The organism is Hymenobacter cheonanensis (genome assembly GCF_030581075.1).
GTDB lineage: Bacteria > Bacteroidota > Bacteroidia > Cytophagales > Hymenobacteraceae > Hymenobacter.
Genome location: NZ_JAUQSW010000015.1, coordinates 73,209 through 90,286 on the forward strand (window position 1 = coordinate 73,209; position 17,078 = coordinate 90,286).

The following is a 17,078-nucleotide window of genomic DNA, read 5'->3' on the forward strand; positions in this document are numbered from 1 at the left end:
CAGCGCGCTAGCGGCTGCCCAGGCTACCGGGCACCGGCTGGTCTTTGTGCCTGGCAGCGCCGGCGTTTTCGGCGGGGCCGAGGTAGCTAGGGGGCACATCGCCCTGGCTCACTACCAGCTTTTCGAGTACCACGCCAGGGTCCACGCGCCAGAATTTTAGCACGTGCGCGCCAGCGGCTGCCACGTTGTGCTGCGAAGTTTTGAGGATAATGTTCTCGGCCACCGCCCTTTCCCAGGGTCTGTTGCCATTATCGGGGTTGAGGCCGGTGTGCAGGTTGATGACTTGCGGCGCTTCATCATCCAGCGACACGGCGTAGCGCAGGCCAGTGGTATTGGTAAAATCCAGGGTCGGCGCCAGGTAGGCGCTCACCGTTACGGGCCCGGCCTGGGCCAGCGCAATGCGGTACTCCAGGTGCGGGCTAGCCCCGCCCGGCACGGCCGTGGGCGCCGCCGTGACCGGAAACGTGGTAACCGCCCCCGCCGTGCGGCCCAGGTCGGGCAGGCGCTGCCAGGTAATGGGGCCGGCGTTCACGGCCTGCGTGTAGTGCTCGGCATCAAGCGCTACGTAGTCGGCCTTGACCGGTGCGGTGGGGCTAGCCGGCGCGCCGGTGGCAGTAGTGCCAGCGGCTAGGGTCACTACGTCGGGCATCACATCCTTGGGCTCATCGTGCCAGGCTTTGTAGCCAATGTGCATCTGGTCCATCATGTGGTGCCACTTGCCGCCGGCGATATCGTTGTAGCGGCGCGAAAGCTCAGCGTCTGCCGTAAATAGACGCTGGGCCTGGGCCGCAAAGTCGTTGGTACTAGGCTGGTTTGTTTTGGCGGCCTCGTGATTGCGGGCTACCATGTAATACAACAGGTTAAGATTGTCGCAGGCCAGTACCGGGTGCAGTACCAGCTCGAAGTAGGCGGCCTGGTCGGCGGCGGGAAGCTTAGCCCCGATTTCCTCGGCGTGAGCGGCCAGTGCGTCGTAATCCCGCACTACCCTAGCCCACTCGCCGGTGGCCAGGCTATAGGTATTGGCGTCGAGCAATTCGGGCTTGCGGCGGCCGTTGTACTTGGCGTATTTAGCTAGAATATCGGCGATGTCGGCCGCGTATTTGGGGCCAAATTGCTGGCTAGCCCAGCGCTGGGTGTAGGCCGCCACGCCATCGGCGGGCAGCGCGTCGGGGTTCCAGGCGTAGTCGAGGAAAAACGAAATCGGCAGCTCCATCGGCTTGAGGTCGCCCACGTTCACCACCCAAATCTGGTTGGCGCCGTATTCATGGGCCAGGTGCATCTGCTCCCACACGCGCGGCAGTGGATTGGTATTAAGCCACTTGTAATTGCGCGGGCCGCCCACGTAGTCGAAGTGGTAGTAGATGCCGTAGCCGCCCTTGCGGGGCTTGTCGCCGAGTTTGGGCAGCTTGCGCAGGTTGCCCCAGTTGTCGTCGCAGAGCAGCAGGGTGACGTCGTCGGGCACGCGCATGCCCTTGTCGTAATAGTCCTGTACTTCCTTGTAGAGCGCCCACATCTGGGGCGTTTGCTCGGCCGGCTTGTGGGTTTCTCCGGCGATAATCTTTCGTTGGTCGGCCACTATCTTTTCGAGCAAGGCAATGTTGCTGCCCTCGCTCATGGGTTCGTCGCCGTCGCCGCGCATGCCGATGGTCACGATGTTTTCGCGGGTGCCCATGCGGCGCATGCCCTGGCGCCAGAAGCGGCGCAGCGTGGTGTCGTTGGTCTGGTAGTTCCAGGGGCCGTGGCCGGCTTTTTTCCACTCCTCGTGGGCCCTAGTGAGCGGCTCGTGGTGTGAGGTGCCCATCACAATGCCGTACATATCGGCTAGCTCGGGGTTGCGCACATCGTCCACGTTGAACATGTTGCCCCACATGGCCGGCCACAGGTAATTGCCTTTAAGCCGGAGAATCAGCTCAAACATGTGCTCGTACACGCCGTGGTTGACGCCGCCAAATTTCTCCTTGGCCCAGCCCGAAAACGCGGGCGCCTCGTCGTTGATGAAAATGCCACGGTATTTCACCTGGGGTGTGCCCAGCGTGTGGCGCCCGGCCGCCACGTAGAGGCTGTTTTGGTGCGGCGTCGGCACATCGGCCCACCAGTACCAGGGCGACACGCCCATTTGCTGCGACAGGTCGTAGAGGCCGTAGATGGTGCCGCGCTTGTCGCTGCCCGCCACCACCAGGGCGCTCGCCACGCCCGGCATCGGGTTCGCAATGGCCTGCACCACAAAGGTTTCCCAACGCCCGGCCAGGTTGCTCACATCGAGCTTGCCCGCCTGCACCAGCTCGTCAATCAGCGGGCTGTGGCCCACCGTGCCGATGAGCACCACCGGCTGCTGGCCCTGCGGCTTATCGGTGAGAAAAGTGGGCTCGTGGCCCGTCACACGGTTGATATCGGCCTGCACATCGCGAATAGTGCGCAGCACGCCCGGCCAATCGCCTTCGCTGGCGTAGAGCGTGGCGGCTTTGCCGCCGGCCACCAGCGGAAAGCTGCCGGTGGTTTTCTTGGCCGAGATGTAGTGGGTGGTGAGCGGCGCAGCGGGCGTAGCTGGCTGGGCGCAGGCTAGCGCGGGGGCTAGCAGCAGCACAGTCAGCCGAAGGTGGGAAAGGATGGTGCGCATAGGTTTGGTTGTTTTTAACTTCTAAAGAACTATCAGGCAGCGCGCAGCGCAGCATCTCGCTGGCTTCCGTTGAATTGGTACCCCTAGCAACACAGGCGAGATGCTACGCGCTGCCTGACCGTTTTTTTGGGCTACCGCTAGGGCCTTAAAATTTTACTACCTCGTAGTAAGCCGGCTTGGGCTTGAAATTCTCATCAAACAACAGCGGATGATTCTTCCGCCCCGCCACCGGGTAGGTATCGAGCCAGGAATAATGGTCGGAAATATTCCAGAACGTAATACCCGTCATGTACTTGGCTTCGTCGCGGAACACTTTGAAAAACATGGCGTACTGCGCGGCCTGCTTGGTTTGCATCTCGGGCGTGTAGGCGTCCGACTCGCCGGGCCGCTTGGCGCGGCGGTCCTTCTCCCAAGGATACACCGACACGTCCAGCTCCGTCACCTGCACCTTGAGGCCTAGCGAGGCGAAGCGCTCGATGGTGGTGCGCAGTTCCTGCTCGGTGGGCTCGACCAGCGACCAGTGGCCCTGTAAGCCTACCGCGTCGATGGGCACCTTGGCATCCTTCAACTTCTTGAGCAGCTTGTAGATGCGCTCCATCTTTTCGGGGCGCTCGGTGTTGTAGTCGTTGTAAAACAGCACCGCGCTCGGGTCGGCCGCGTGGGCGTAGCGGAAGGCTTCGGTAATGAAGTCTTCGCCGCAGATTTTGTACCAGTCCGAATTGCGCAAAAACTCGTTGGGGTTGTCGGCAATGGCCTCGTTCACCACGTCCCAGGCGTAGATTTTGCCTTTGTAGCGTTTCACTACGGCGTCAATGTGGTCGTGCAACCGCTTGAGCAGCCGCGCTTTGCTCACCTGGCTACCGTCGGGGTTTTTGAAAATCCACTTCGGCGTTTGTTCGTGCCAGCATAGGTTGTGGCCGCGCACCTTCAGCTTATGGGCCTGGGCAAAATCCACGATGGCATCGGCCGGCCCCCAATTGTAGCGGGTCGAGTCGGGGTGAATGGGGCCCATCTTCATGTCGTTCTCCGGGGTCAGGCTATTGAACTGCTGAAGAATAAGCGCCACCTCGGCCGGGTTTTGCAGGGCCCGCGGCGACACGGCTACGCCGATAGGAAAGTAGCTTTTGTAGTAGTCTTTGAGCCCCTTCTCGGTGGGCGGGCGCTGGCTGGCCGTGAGGCCCGCCACCCCGAGCAGGCTAACCAGGGCTAGCGCGTAAGCGTTGATTTTCATGTGAATAATGAGCTAGTGGAAAAGAAAAGGTTGGGCCCAACAGCCAAATTCAAGCGGGCGGCTTAGCCAATAAAAATGCCCGCAGCCCCTGCGGCCACGGCCCGGCTAGGGTCGCGACCGCAGGCACTACGGGCACAGTGGCGCGCACGCGCGCCGGGCAGCAAAACCGGCGGCCCCGGCAAGGGCCAGCCAGTGGCGGCGGCCAGCCGGCCGCCGAAAAAGGAGGTGAGAACGCACGATGTTGGTTGCGGGTGGTTGGGTATCTGGGATGCCGGGCCGCATCCGCGACACGTTCGGCAGCCAGTTGCCCGGCCACCCGCAACGCGCCGCCTTAGTTGCCCTTGGCTACTAATTGCTTTTTCTCTTCTTCCTGGCCTTCGTCTTCGGGGTGGCCGGCTAGCACACCCTGGGCGCGCTTCACCACGTTGGCCACCGTGAAGCCGAATTTTGCGAACAGCTCCTCGGCCGGGGCCGATTCGCCAAAGCGGTTCATGGCAATGATGCCGCCTTCATCGGTCGTGTATTTGTGCCAGCCAATGGGCGAGCCAGCCTCAATGGCCAGGCGCTTCTTCACAGTCGGCGGCAATACCTTTTCGCGGTAGGCTTTATCTTGGTGCTCAAACAACTCCCACGAGGGGAAGCTCACCACGCGGGTTGGCGTGCCGGCCTTTTCCAGCTCCACTTGCGCCTTCATGGCCAGGGCCACTTCCGAGCCGGTAGCAATGAGGATGAGCTTGGGCTCTCCACCTTGGGCTTCGCTCAGGATGTAGGCACCCTTAGCTACGCCCTCGCGAGCCGAGCCGAGCTTCGACTGGTCAAGAATCGGCAGTTTCTGACGCGAGAACACGAGCACAACCGGCGACTTAGGCGTGGTCATGGCGATGCGCCAGGCCTCGGTGCTTTCGTTGGCGTCGGCGGGGCGCAGCACCACAATGTTCGGGATGGAGCGCAGGGCCAGCACCTGCTCCACCGGCTGGTGGGTAGGGCCGTCTTCGCCCAGGCCAATGCTGTCGTGGGTGAACACGAACGTGGCCGTGCTCTCGGCCAGGGCCGTGAGGCGGATGGCCGCCCGCATATAGTCGCTGAACGTGAGGAAGGTACCGCCGTAGGTACGCACGCCGCCGTGGTGGGCCAGGCCGTTCATGGCCGCGCCCATGGCGTGCTCGCGCACGCCCCACCAGATGTTGCGATTCGCCTTGTGGGCGGGCTGGAAGCTGTCGCTACCCACCTTATCCATCTCGTTGGACGAGGCTAGGTCGGCCGAGCCGCCGAACAGGAAGGGCACCGATTTTTTGAGAGCATCCAGGGCTTTGCCCGACGCCTGGCGGGTGGCCAGCTCGCCATCGGCGGGCGTGTACACGGGCAGGTCGGCGTCCCAGCCTTCGGGCAGTTTGCCGTCGAAGGAAAGCTTGAATTGGCTAGCCTCGTCGGCAAACTTCTCGGCGTAGCTGGCGAAGTCGGCGTCCCACTGCTTTTGCAGCTCGGCGCCGCGCTGGCCGGGCTCGCGCAGGTGGTCGTACACCTCCTGCGGCACCTGGAAGGTCTGCTCGGGGTCGAAACCGTAAAACTTCTTGGTAATCTTCACATTATCAGCCCCCAGCGGCGAGCCGTGCGACTTGTTGGTGCCCGCCAGCGGCGAGCCGAAGCCGATGATGGTGCGCACCGCAATAATCGAGGGCCGGTCGGTCACCGACTGCGCCACTTTAATGGCGTTCTCAATAGCGTCGAGGTCGTTGCCATCGGTTACGTGCTGCGTGTGCCAGTAGTAGGCATCGAAGCGCTTCATCGGGTTCTCGGTATAGGTCAGGTTGGTGGGGCCGTCGAGCGAGATGTTGTTATCGTCGTAGAGATAAATCATCTTGTTCAGCTGCAGGTGGCCGGCCAGCGAGGCGGCCTCCGAGGCAATGCCTTCCATCAGGTCGCCGTCGCTCACCAGCACGTAGGTGTAGTGGTCTTGCACCGGGGCGTGGCCTTCCTTGTTGTAGAGCGCGCCGAGGTGTGCTTCGGCCATCGCCATGCCCAGGCCATTGGCGAAGCCCTGCCCTAGCGGTCCGGTAGTCACTTCCACGCCGGGCGTAATGTGCGACTCAGGGTGACCGGGCGTTTTGGAGCCCATCTGGCGGAAATTCTTCAAATCATCCAGGCTCAGGTCATAGCCGTAGAGGTGCAGCAGGCTGTAGAGCAGCGCCGAGCCGTGGCCGGCCGACAAGATGAAGCGGTCGCGGTTGGGCCACTTGGGGTCTTGCGGGTTGAAGCGCAGGAAGCGCGACCACAGCACGTAGGCCATTGGGGCGGCCCCCAGCGGCAGGCCGGGGTGGCCCGAGTTGGCTTTCTGCACCATGTCCACCGACAGCAGGCGGATGGTGTTAACGCTCAATTCATCAATTGAAACGTTGTTGGGATTGGAGTTGCTCATGGGTAAGCGAAAAAGATTGGTAGCGCAAAGGAACGCGGCGCGAGCGGGCCGCGCCGCGTTCTTCTACGGATTTTTCGCTAGATGTACTGATTAATGATGCTCTCCAGCCACTCTTGCTTGCCGCTGCGGGGGGTAGGCTCGCCGGTTTCGTGCGCAATGCGGCGCAGGTCTTCCAGCGTGAGGTTGCCCTTGGCAAACTCGGCGCCGTGGCCCGAGTCGAACGAGGCGTAGCGCTCGGTGCGGAACTGCTTGTAGGGCGACTTGGTGAGGATGGCATCGGCCGTGACGAGGGCCCTAGCGAAGGTGTCCATGCCGGCGATGTGGGCGATGAAGATGTCCTCCAGGTCGGTCGAGTTGCGGCGCGTCTTGGCGTCGAAGTTGATGCCACCCGGCGAGATACCGCCGTGCTCCAGGATGATGAGCATGCTCTCAGTCAGCTCGTTCAGGTTGTTGGGGAACTGGTCGGTGTCCCAGCCGTTCTGGTAGTCGCCGCGGTTAGCGTCGATGCTGCCCAGCAGATTGGCATCGGCCGCCACTTGCAGCTCGTGCTGAAAGGTGTGGCCGGCCAGGGTGGCGTGGTTCACTTCCAGGTTCAGCATGAAGTCATTCTCCAAACCGTGCGCCTTCAGGAAGCCGATTACGGTAGCCGCATCGAAGTCGTACTGGTGCTTGGTGGGCTCGGCCGGCTTGGGCTCGATGAAGAACTTGCCTTTAAAGCCTTGCTTGCGGGCGTAGTCGCGCGAGATGGTCAGGAAGCGGGCCAGGTGCTCCTGCTCGCGCTTCATGTTGGTATTGAGCAGGGTCATGTAGCCCTCGCGGCCACCCCAGAAGGTGTAGCCCTCGCCGCCCAGCGCGATGGTGGCGTCAATGGAGTTTTTCACCTGCGTGCCGGCGTGGGCCACCACCGAGAAGTCGGGGTTGGTGCTGGCGCCGTTCATGTAACGCGGGTTCGAGAACACGTTGGCCGTGCCCCACAGCAGCTTCACGCCGCTTTCCTGCTGCTTGGTTTTGAGGTAGTCAACCACCGTGCTCAGGTTGCTCTCGTACTCGCTCAGCGACGAGCCCTCGTCCACTAAGTCAATGTCGTGGAAGCAATAGTAAGGCGTGCCGAGCTTGGTAAAGAACTCAAACGCGGCGTCAGCCTTGTCCTTGGCGCGGCCCACGATGTCGCCCTTCTGGTCCCAGGCAAAGTTTTTGGTGCCGGGGCCAAACGGGTCGCCGCCGGTGCCCACGAAGGTGTGCCAGTAGGCCGTAGCGAAGCGCAGGTGGTCCTTCATGGTTTTGCCGGCCACCACGCGGTTTTCGTCGTACCATTTGAAAGCCAGGTGATTATCAGATTCGCGGCCTTCAAACTTGATTTTGTCGATGCCTTTGAAAAACTCGGAGGTTGCCATGTTGGGAATGGAGATTGGGGTAGTTGGGTTTCTGATAAAGGTGGTAGTTGCGGCTGACCGGCTAGCTAACCTCACCCCCCGGCCCCCTCTCCTGCGGAGAGGGGGAGCCGACCGTAAATAGACGCAAACCTATACTAGGAGTCGTCAGGCTCCCCCTCTCCGCAGGAGAGGGGGCCGGGGGTGAGGTTTTCAGGCCAGCAGCAGTTCTGCCGGCCGGGTTTCGCGGGCCAGCAGCTGCTGCCAGTCGCTGTAAGCTACTTGATACTGTTCCTGCAAGGCGGGCGTAGGCTCTACGGTGCTGATGAGGGCTAGCCCATTAAACGCTTCTCTGGGGCTGGCGTAGATGCCGGCGCCGATGCCCGCGCCGCGCGCCGCGCCCTGAGCCGCGTCGGTGTCGTAGAGTTCCAGCGTCACGTTGCCGCAGTTCACGAAGGCCTCGCGGAAAACCGGCGAGAGGAACATGTTGGCGTGGCCGGCGCGCACCTTCTGCACCTGCACGCCCGAATTGCGCATAATGTCCATGCCGTAGTTAAGGGCGTACACAATGCCCTCCTGCGCCGCCCGGATGAGGTGCGGCTGACCGTGCACGTTGAACTGCAAGCCGTGAAGGCTAGCGGCGGCCGGCCGGTTTTCCAGAATGCGCTCGGCGCCGTTGCCGAAGGGCAGGAACAGTAAGCCTTCTGCCCCCACCGGCGCCTGGGCGGCCAGGGTGTTCATCTGGTCGTAGGGCAGGTTGCCCACCACTTTGCGCAGCCAGCTGTTCAGAATGCCGGTGCCGTTGAGGCACATGAGCACGCCGTTTTTGGGCTGCTCGCGGGTGCTGTTGACGTGCACGAAGGAGTTGACGCGCGAGCGCGGGTCAGCAGTAGTGGTTTCGTTGATGCCGTAGACCACACCACTGGTACCGCCGGTGGCGGCTACTTCGCCGGCGTTCAGCACGTTGAGCGAGAAAGCGTTGTTGGGTTGGTCGCCGGCGCGGTAGCTGATGGGCGTGCCGGGGGCTAGCCCCAGCGTTTGCGCCGCTTCGGCCGTGAGGCGCCCCTGGATGGCAAACGTGTCAACCACCTCGGGCAGCAAGTCGGCGCTGATGCCGTAGTAGTCGAGCAGCTCCTGGGCGATGGCCTGCTTTTTAAAATTCCAGAACACGCCTTCCGACAAGCCCGATACCGTGGTTTGCATCTGGCCCGTAAGTTGGTAGGCGAGGTAGTCGCCAGGCAGCTGAATCTTGTGAATCTGGGCGTAAACCTCGGGTTCGTTCTCACGCACCCACTTCAGCTTAGAAGCCGTGAAGTTGCCGGGCGAGTTCAGGAAATTTTGCAGGCAAAACTCCTCACCTAGCTCGGCAAACGCCTCGTTGCCAATCTCCACGGCGCGGCTGTCGCACCAGATGATGGCCGGGCGCAGCACGTGGCCAGCCTTGTCGAGCAGCACGAGGCCGTGCATTTGGTACGTAATACCGATGCCGGCCAGCAGCGACGGGTCGAAGCCGTAGCGGGCTTGCAGCTTTTTGGTGGCGTTGATAACTTCCTGCCACCAGCGCTCGGGGCGCTGCTCGGCCCAGCCGGGCTGGGGCACGGCCATTTCCATCTCGGTTTCGGGCGAGGTGGCGGCGGCCACGCAGCGCCCGGTGGCGATGTCGAGCAGCGAGGCTTTAATGGAAGAGCTACCGATGTCGTAGCCGAGTAGATATTTCATAGTGGAAGCTATTTAATAGTAAGGAGGGCCGAGGCGGGCCGGGCGGCGCCCAGCGCCAGGCTGCGGGCCGAGGGCAGCGAGCCGCCCACGTACACCGTCACGGGGCCGCTGGGTGTCACGGCGCCGCCGGTTTTGTCGATGAGCGCTAGCTGGGCGGGCGTGAGCGTGAATTTTACCTGCGCGCTGGCCCCTGGCTGGAGATTCACGCGCCGAAAGTTTTTGAGCGCAAACAGCGGCGTTTGGGTGCCGGCCTTGGGCGGGTGCGTGAGGTAGAGCTGCACCACCTCGTCGGCCGCTACCGGGCCGGTATTGGTAACGGTTGCGGTGACTTCGGCCGCTTCGTTCTTACCAATTTTAGCCTTGCCGAACTTCAGATTTGAGTACGTGAATTTGCCGTAGCTCAGGCCGTAGCCGAAGGGGTAAAGCGGCTCGGCGTCGAGGTAGCGGTAGGTGCGGCCCTTCATGCCATAGCTTTCGTAGGCGGGCAGCTGGGCGAAGCTCTTGGGGAACGTGACGGGCAGGCGGCCCGAGGGCGAGGCCTTGCCAAACACGAGGTCGGCCACGGCGTTGCCGCCTTCTTCGCCGGGGTACCAGGTCAGGAGCACGGCATCGGCCAGCTCGTGCACTTCGGCCAGGTTCATGGGGCTGCCGCCGGTCACGACGGCGATAATGGGCGTTTTGCTGCCTTGGCGCAGCTTCTTGAGGAAGTCGATTTGGTTCTGGGGCAGGTTGTAGTCGAGGCGGTCGCCGGCATTGGGCGAGGCAATGGACTCGCCCTCCTCCCCTTCCAGCACGCCCGTAATGCCCATCACCACGATGATGGCGTCGGTCTGCTTGGCTTCGCCGGTGGTCCAGTCGATGGGGTTGATATTGGGCCGGTCGAGCAGGGCGCCCTGCTTGTACTCAATCTGGCTGCCGGGCTGCACCGCGCTCACTAGGCCTTCGAGAATGGTGCTCATCTGGCCATTTACGCCGTAGTAATTGCCGAGCAGCGCCTCCACGCTGGTAGCGTTGGGGCCGGTTACGAAGTACTTGCCGAGGTCGGGGCGCAGGGGCAGCACGCCGTTGTTTTTGAGCAGCACCATCGACTTGAGCGCCACTTCCTTAGCCAGCGCGCGGTGGGCGGCGCTGTTCACTACTTCGGGGCCTAGCCGGTCGTAGGGCGTGGCGTTGGGCCCGTCGAACAAGCCCAGCTTGAAGCGCGTGCGCAGCAGAATGGCCAGCGCGCTATCCACTTGGCTTTCTTTGAGTAAGCCCTGGCGCACGGCCTCGGGCAGCTTGGTGTAGGTGTCGCCGCAGTTCAGGTCTACCCCCCGCGAGAGGGCTAGCGCGGCGGCTTCGGTTTTGGTTTTTACTGTTTTGTGACCCTGGTAGAGGTCGTCGAGGGCGCCGCAGTCGCTCACCACGTGGCCCCGGAAGCCCCACTCCTTGCGCAGCACCTGGCTCAGCAAGAACTCGTTGCCGCAGCAGGGCTCGCCGTTGGTGCTGTTATAGGCACACATCACGGCCTCCACGTGGGCATCTTTTACGAGGGCCTTGAAGGCGGGCAAATACGTCTCGCGCAAATCCTGAGGGCTAGCCTCGGCGTTGAACTCGTGGCGCAGGCGCTCGGGGCCGCTGTGGACGGCGTAGTGCTTGGCGCAGGCCGCCACCTTGAGATACTTGGGGTTGTCGCCCTGCAAGCCTTTCACAAAGGCGACCCCTAGCCGGCTCGTGAGGGTCGGGTCTTCGCCGTAAGTCTCCTGGCCCCTACCCCATCTGGGGTCGCGGAAGATGTTGATGTTGGGCGTCCAGAAGGTGAGGCCGCCGTACTTCACGTAGTGGTTTTTGGCAATGGCGGCGTTGTACACGGCCCGCGCCTCGTCCGAAATGGCGGTAGCTTCGCGCAGCGCCAGGTCATCGTCAAACGTGGCCCCCAGCCCAATCGCCTGCGGAAAAACCGTGGCCGGCGCCGAGCGGCCCACGCCGTGCAGCGCCTCGTTCCACCAGCTATAGGCTGGGATGCCCAGGCGCGGAATGGCCGGGCTCTGGTCGAGCATCTGCTGGGCTTTTTCCTCCAGCGACATCTGCCTGATGAGGTCGTTCACGCGCACGCTGAGTGGCTGCTTCGCGTCGCGAAACACGGGCGTAGTCTGGGCGTGCGCGCCCAGGCTAGCCACGGCCAGCAGCGCGAAGCCGGGCAGCAAAGAGGTCAGCTTAGAAGTCATCGGTGCGGAAGGTTGAAGCGGGCAGACCCTCCTTGTTGTACAGATTGGCACTTTCCGGATTGTCGGCCCAGCCATAGCGCACAGCCACGGGTGCGGCCACCTGGTCGCTGCTCACCACCACTTTGCCGCCCTCAATATGCGCCTGGGCGGGCACAAACTTGTGGTCGGCCCCGGCCACGGTGAAGCCGCCCAGCGGGCCGCCGCCTTTCGCTTCCAATCCAGTCCCTACCCCGGCAAAAGTCAGCGTAACCTGTTTGCCGGTAGTTTTCATGGCTTGGTAGAGCGGGCCGCTGGCTACTACTTTGGCGTCGCCGTAGGCTACTTTCTCGGCCGCCAGGGCTAGCCGGTGGCCCACTGTCTGCTTGTCGAGCGGGTGAATGTCATTCCACTCGCCTACGTCGCTGATAACGGCCATGCCGGTGCGCGGCAGGGCTAGCAGGCGGCGCTGGGCGTCACGCACCAAGGCCTGGTTGCTCTCGCCGGGCTCTTTTTTGGCGGCATTGATATTGGCTAATTGCACGTAGAGAAACGGCAAATCGGGCCGCTGAAAATGCGCGCGCCAGTCGGTGACAAGGCTCGAAGTCAAGGGATAATAATCGGCCGGATGGCCGGTATTCGATTCGCCCTGGTACCACAGCACGCCTTTTAGTGCATAGGGCAAGGCCGGGGCCACGAGGCCATTGTAAAGGCCCCCCGGCTGATACTGAAAGGTGGTAGTGCCCGGCGTGGGTGGCGTAGTAGCCCCCAGCTTATACTGCCAGGGCCCGCGCAAGTCCAGGGCCTGGCCGCCGGCCGTGAGTTGGTAGGTCTTCTCCCTGGTGAAGCCGCCGCGCCCACCGTTGCTGATGAGGCGCACGGTAAGCACGTTTTTGCCGGCCTTCAGCACGCCGGGGCCGAAGTCATATTTGCGCGGCGGGTACTGGTAGGCGGTGGTGCCCACGAGCTGGCCGTTGATGTAGGTCGAGTCGGCATCCACTAGGGTGCCCAGTTCCAGGCGGCCGGGCTGGCCGGCCATGGCGGCGGGCACCTCCACTTCTTTTCTGAACCACAGCACGCCGTTTACGGGGCCCAGCGGGGTCTGGTCGGCCCAGTAGCCGGGCACATTCATGCTGGCCCAGCCGCTGGCGTCGTAGCCGGGGCTGCTCCACTTGGGCTGGCCGGGGGCCTCGCCCTGGTCGGCCTGGTGCAGGCGCTTGTACCAGTCGCTCACGGCGGCGCTTTCGCGCTGCCGGATGCCGGCCACGGCGGCGCTGTCGCGGTAAGGCGCAGCTTGCTGCTCGTACTTGGGAAACTGCTTGAGGGCGTCGGCGCTCAGCCAGGCTTCGGCGGGTGAGCCGCCCACGGCCACCTTTATCAGGCCCACCGGCACCTGGTATTTGGCGTTGATTTCCTTGGCGAAGAAGTAGCCGACGGCCGAGAAGCCCAGCACCGTTTCGGGCGTCAGGGCTACCCAGCTGCCACCCGTCACGTCGCTTTTGGGGCCGTTGAAAGCGTAGCGCATCGGCACGTCGAACTGCCGGATGCGGGGATTGTTGGCCGTGGCTACTTCCTGCGGGTACTTGTCGCGTACGCGGCGCATGGGCAGTTCCATGTTCGACTGACCCGCGCAATACCACACGTCGCCCACCAAGATATCCTTCAGTACCAAGTGGTTGCTGGCGTCAATCTTCATCTCGTAGGGGCCGCCGGCTTTCAGGGGCGGTAGGGCCACGTGCCACTGCCCGTCGGCGCCGGTGGTGGCGCGGTAGGTTTTGCCTTGGAAAGCCACAGTTACGGCCTCGCCGGCCTTGGCCCAGCCCCAGATGCGCACCGGCGCGTCGCGCTGCAGCACCATGCCGTTGCTTACGAGGCGCGGCAGGCGCACCTGGGCGCGGGCAGGCGCCGCCGCCAGCGCCGCCAGGGTGCCGGCGGCGGCCAGCAAAGCAAAACGATTAGTAGGTATAGAGCTTAACATGTTGAATAGCGTAGCTACCTGGTTCGAGGCGAATGTGGCGGCCCTGGTGGTTCTGGTCGCCATTGAGGCGGCGGCCGGGAGCCCAGGCGCCGTTACTAAAGCGGCCTTCGTCGATGCTGACGAAGCCAGCTTTTTTGCCAGCCGCCGTGGGCTCGCAGGTGATGACGAGGCTGTTGCCGACGACGTAAAACTCGTCGGGCGCCACACTGATAATCAGGCCGCCGGCTAGCGGCCAGTCAGCTTTTTTCGAATCAGGCGCCCAGCCTAGCGTGTAGTCATGCTTCACCGTGAAGCGGTAGTCGCCGAGGGTGGCGCGGCCGGCGGCCGAGTCTTTGGCTTGCAGGAAGCCGCGCACCGCCCCTAGCGGTTGGTACTTGGTAAGCAGCGGGGTTATTTGCTGCAAGAGGTCGTAGGCTTTGCCGATGGGCTCCTGCGCGGGCTTATCGGTCGACTCGATGGAAAAGGGCGAGAATGAGAGGCAGTTGTAGCGCCCGAAGGCATAGAGCGCCTTGGCGTCGTCGCCGGGCTCAAACGCAATTTCGGGGGTAAAAAGCGGCCGGCCGTTGCGGGTAAACAGGTCAGACCAGTAGCGAAAATTCGGGTTGTAGTAGTCGGGCGCCAGGATGTCGATGCTCGGGGCGCCAGCTTCCCACACATCGGCGAGGTGCGGCAGCGGGCCGGCGCTAGGGTACTGGCCGGGCAGGCGGTCGGCGCGGTAGTTAAGGGCCGCGTTCACGTACATGGGCAGTGGGTAGGCCGCTTTGCCGGCCGCGGCCAGGGTATTCGTAAAGTCGGCGTAGTACCATGCTTGAAAAATCTCGTCGGTGGCCACGCCGGGGCCAAAAACCTCGGTCCAGGTGCCCTGGGTTTTAGCGCCGTGGCGTTGCCACTGGGCAGCAAACTCGGGGCGTAGGGTGGCCTTGTCGCGCTGCAGGTGGGCTAGCAGCTTCTCGGGCACGGGCTGGGCGAAGGCGGCCTGGGCCGCGGCGTCGTAGCTGCGGGCCTCGGGCAACATGCCAATTTCATTTTCGACCTGCACCATGAGCACGGTGTGGGTGCGGCTGTCCGTCTGCTTGAGGTGCTGCAGCAGGCGTACAAACGCTTTTTTATCGGCTTCCAGGTTGGCGGCGCTGAAAGGCGTCAGGATTTCCTGGGGGCGGCCCTGGGCATCGGTGGCGCGCGGAAAGCGGCTAGGGTTGGTTTTGACCCAGGCCGGGGCATACACCGACATGCTGTTTTTCCAGGCCCCAAACCACAGCAGCACCAGCTTCAGTTGGTGCTGGCGGGCGTCGGCCAGCAGCTCATCAAGTAGCCTGAAATCGAACTGGCCTTCGGTGGGCTCCAGCAATTCCCAGTACACGGGCGCAAACACCGTGTTCAGGTGCATGGCCGTCAGCTTGGGCCAGATGGGCTGCATGTAGGCGGTATTGGAGCTGCTGGAGTTGCCCAGCTCGCCGCCCAGAATCAGGAAAGGCTTGCCATCGACTACCAGCTGGGTGCTGGGTCCGGCTTTCACGAGGTGGGGCAGGGCGCTCTGGGCATGGGTACCCAAGGCGCTCAGCACAACCAGGCTAATTACCAGCAGCTTACCTATCAATTGTTTAGCGCTCAAAACTCTTTCTACTATAAACGATTCTGCAAGCAAACTCACCTTACTCCTCACGCGCCGCAGCCAATGGCTGCCGGGCTACCATGCGGCAGCCCGGCAGCGCTGGCTACCCAGGGCTAGTACCCCGGGTTCTGGGTGAGCTTGCCGCTCGTGCGGTCAATTTCACTTTGGGGAATGGGCCGCAGCACGTGGAAGTCCTTGATGTTGATGGCCGCGTTGGAGCCATATACCCCACCTTTGGTGAAGCCGGGGGTCGTGACCGCGCGCGAAGCAGGCGCATAGTTGGTGTTGCGAACGCGCGTGAGCAGCTCGCTGGCGCCCCCGGCGGTAGTCGTGCGCTTCAGGTCGTACCAGCGGGTAAACTCGCCGCACAGCTCGCGGGCGCGCTCGTCCAGGATGAAGTCGATAGTCACCTGGGCGGCCGTAATGTCCATCTGGGCTTTTTTGCCGCTGGCAGCGGCGCGCTCGCGCACCACGTTGAGGTAGGTAGCAGCCTGGGCAGTGTTGCCGAGGTAGAAGTAGGCCTCGGCGGCCATCAGGTACGTTTCGGCCAGGCGGTAAATGATGTTGGGCCGGGTCGAGAAGCCGTTGAGCGACGAGCGGTTGCGACTGTCGAACTTATTGAGCGTCGGGAAGTACTCCGTGGTATACTGGCTCGGCGAAATAACGATGTACGGGTACGGCGTGCGGTTGGCAATGCGCGTGAGCTGCGCCGCCGTTAGCTCGCGGCCGGGGTACCAGGCGGCCGTATCGCCGATAACGGCCTTGGTGCTGCCGCCGTTGGCGTTGGGCGAGTTCGAGTTTACCAAGTACACCGTCGTAAACCACTTGTTGTAGCGGGTATCGGTGGTGCGCAGCGTGGCGCCCGACTCCAGGGCGTTGCCGCTGGCATCGCGCAGGATGTACGAGTTTTCGAGGAAGAACGTGGGCACGTGGCGGGCAAACGGCCGGCCATTGTACGTGTCGCGGGCCATGTTGGGCAGCTTGTCGTAGCGGCTGCGGTACTGGAAGCCCAGCACGTTTTCGCCGCTCACGTAGGTGAAGCCGTCCAGGCCCGTGAACGTGGCGTCGTTGTTGAACTGCGCGTTGAAGATGACCTCCTTACCATTCTCGTTGCCTTCGGCAAATACGGTAGCCGGGTCGGCTTCCAGGCCCAGGCCGTAGCGGGCCTGGTTGTCAATCAGCTCCTTGGCGTACTGGGCGGCCATGGTGTAGTCGGTGGCCTGCTTGGCCGACGAGGTGGCGCGGGTCAGGTATACCTTGGCCAGCAGGTGCAGAGCCGTGGCGCGCGTTACGCGGCCGGGCTGGGCGGGCTTGTCGGCAATGGTGGCCAGCGACTCGTTCAGGTCCTTGAGTATCTGCGTGTACACATCGGCCAGCGGGGCCCGGCTGATTTCCTTGGTGGGCTGGTCGATGAAGTTGGTGTAGAGCGGCACGTCGCCGAAGTCCTGCACCAGCACGAAGTAGTACTGAGCGCGCAGCAGCTTGGCCTCGGCCAGCAGCTGGGTCAGGCGGGTGGGCGTCAGGCCCTGGGCATTGGGGCCGTATTGCAGCACCCCGTTGGCGGCGTTAATTTTCTGGTAGCACGCCGTCCAGATAAATGAGTGCGAGCCGTCGCCCGAGGGCGTCAGGGCGTTGTTGTCGTAGTCGGACAGGCCGCTGCTGGCCGAGATGCCCGTAGTCCAGAGGTCGGTGCCCGCCTCAGTGGTAAAGGTGGCCGCGTCGTTGCCGTACACCTGGCGCAGGCCCGAGTACACGCCCGTTACGCCGGCCTCAACGCCCTGCGCCGTTTGCAGGAACGAGGGCGTCAGCACCGACGTCGGGTTTTCGTCCAGAATGTCCTTGTTGCAGCTGGTCGCCGACAGCACCAGGGCCGTACCGAGCGTCGCTAATACTATTTTTTTCATGATGATTGCGAAGGATTGGATGGGAAATGGGGGGCTCGCGGCCCCTGG

The 17,078-nt window shown here is 63.0% G+C and carries 9 protein-coding genes; all 9 read right to left on the minus strand.

The window, feature by feature from the left end:
* Nucleotides 1-7: 7 nt before the first annotated feature.
* The 9 genes from Q5H89_RS21885 to Q5H89_RS21925 all read right to left on the minus strand — a co-directional run bounded on the left by Q5H89_RS21885 (nt 8) and on the right by Q5H89_RS21925 (nt 17,030).
* The gene (locus tag Q5H89_RS21885) at nt 8-2,617 is read right to left on the minus strand and encodes a glycosyl hydrolase 115 family protein (protein WP_305021466.1); all 2,610 of its coding nucleotides are present in this window, start codon (nt 2,615-2,617) and stop codon (nt 8-10) included.
* 145 nt (nt 2,618-2,762) lie between these two features.
* On the minus strand, nt 2,763-3,848 hold the full coding sequence (locus tag Q5H89_RS21890) for an endo-1,4-beta-xylanase (RefSeq protein WP_305021467.1): 1,086 nt from the start codon (nt 3,846-3,848) through the stop codon (nt 2,763-2,765).
* Nucleotides 3,849-4,179: 331 nt separating this feature from the next.
* Nucleotides 4,180-6,264: a transketolase gene (tkt, locus tag Q5H89_RS21895; protein WP_305021468.1), complete on the minus strand. Its 2,085-nt coding sequence runs from the start codon at nt 6,262-6,264 to the stop codon at nt 4,180-4,182.
* Between the two features lie 77 nt (nt 6,265-6,341).
* Entirely contained in the window at nt 6,342-7,658 is a 1,317-nt protein-coding gene (xylA, locus tag Q5H89_RS21900; RefSeq protein WP_305021469.1) for a xylose isomerase, read from the minus strand.
* A gap of 189 nt (nt 7,659-7,847) precedes the next feature.
* A complete protein-coding gene (locus Q5H89_RS21905) occupies nt 7,848-9,353 on the minus strand; it encodes a xylulokinase (protein ID WP_305021470.1) in 1,506 nt (501 codons plus the stop codon).
* An 8-nt stretch (nt 9,354-9,361) separates the two neighbouring features.
* The gene (locus Q5H89_RS21910; protein ID WP_305021471.1) at nt 9,362-11,560 is read right to left on the minus strand and encodes a glycoside hydrolase family 3 N-terminal domain-containing protein; all 2,199 of its coding nucleotides are present in this window, start codon (nt 11,558-11,560) and stop codon (nt 9,362-9,364) included.
* A complete protein-coding gene (locus tag Q5H89_RS21915) occupies nt 11,550-13,514 on the minus strand; it encodes a sialate O-acetylesterase (protein WP_305021472.1) in 1,965 nt (654 codons plus the stop codon). The genes Q5H89_RS21910 and Q5H89_RS21915 overlap by 11 nt, the downstream gene beginning before the upstream one ends.
* Nucleotides 13,492-15,030 (minus strand): GH35 family beta-galactosidase, encoded by a 1,539-nt coding sequence (locus Q5H89_RS21920; RefSeq protein ID WP_305021473.1) that lies wholly within the window; start codon nt 15,028-15,030, stop codon nt 13,492-13,494. Before Q5H89_RS21920 ends, Q5H89_RS21915 begins: the two co-directional genes overlap by 23 nt.
* A 209-nt stretch (nt 15,031-15,239) precedes the next feature.
* Nucleotides 15,240-17,030 carry a RagB/SusD family nutrient uptake outer membrane protein gene (locus tag Q5H89_RS21925; protein ID WP_305021474.1) on the minus strand — a complete coding sequence of 597 codons (1,791 nt, stop codon included), beginning with the start codon at nt 17,028-17,030 and terminating at the stop codon, nt 15,240-15,242.
* Between the last annotated feature and the right edge of the window lie 48 nt (nt 17,031-17,078).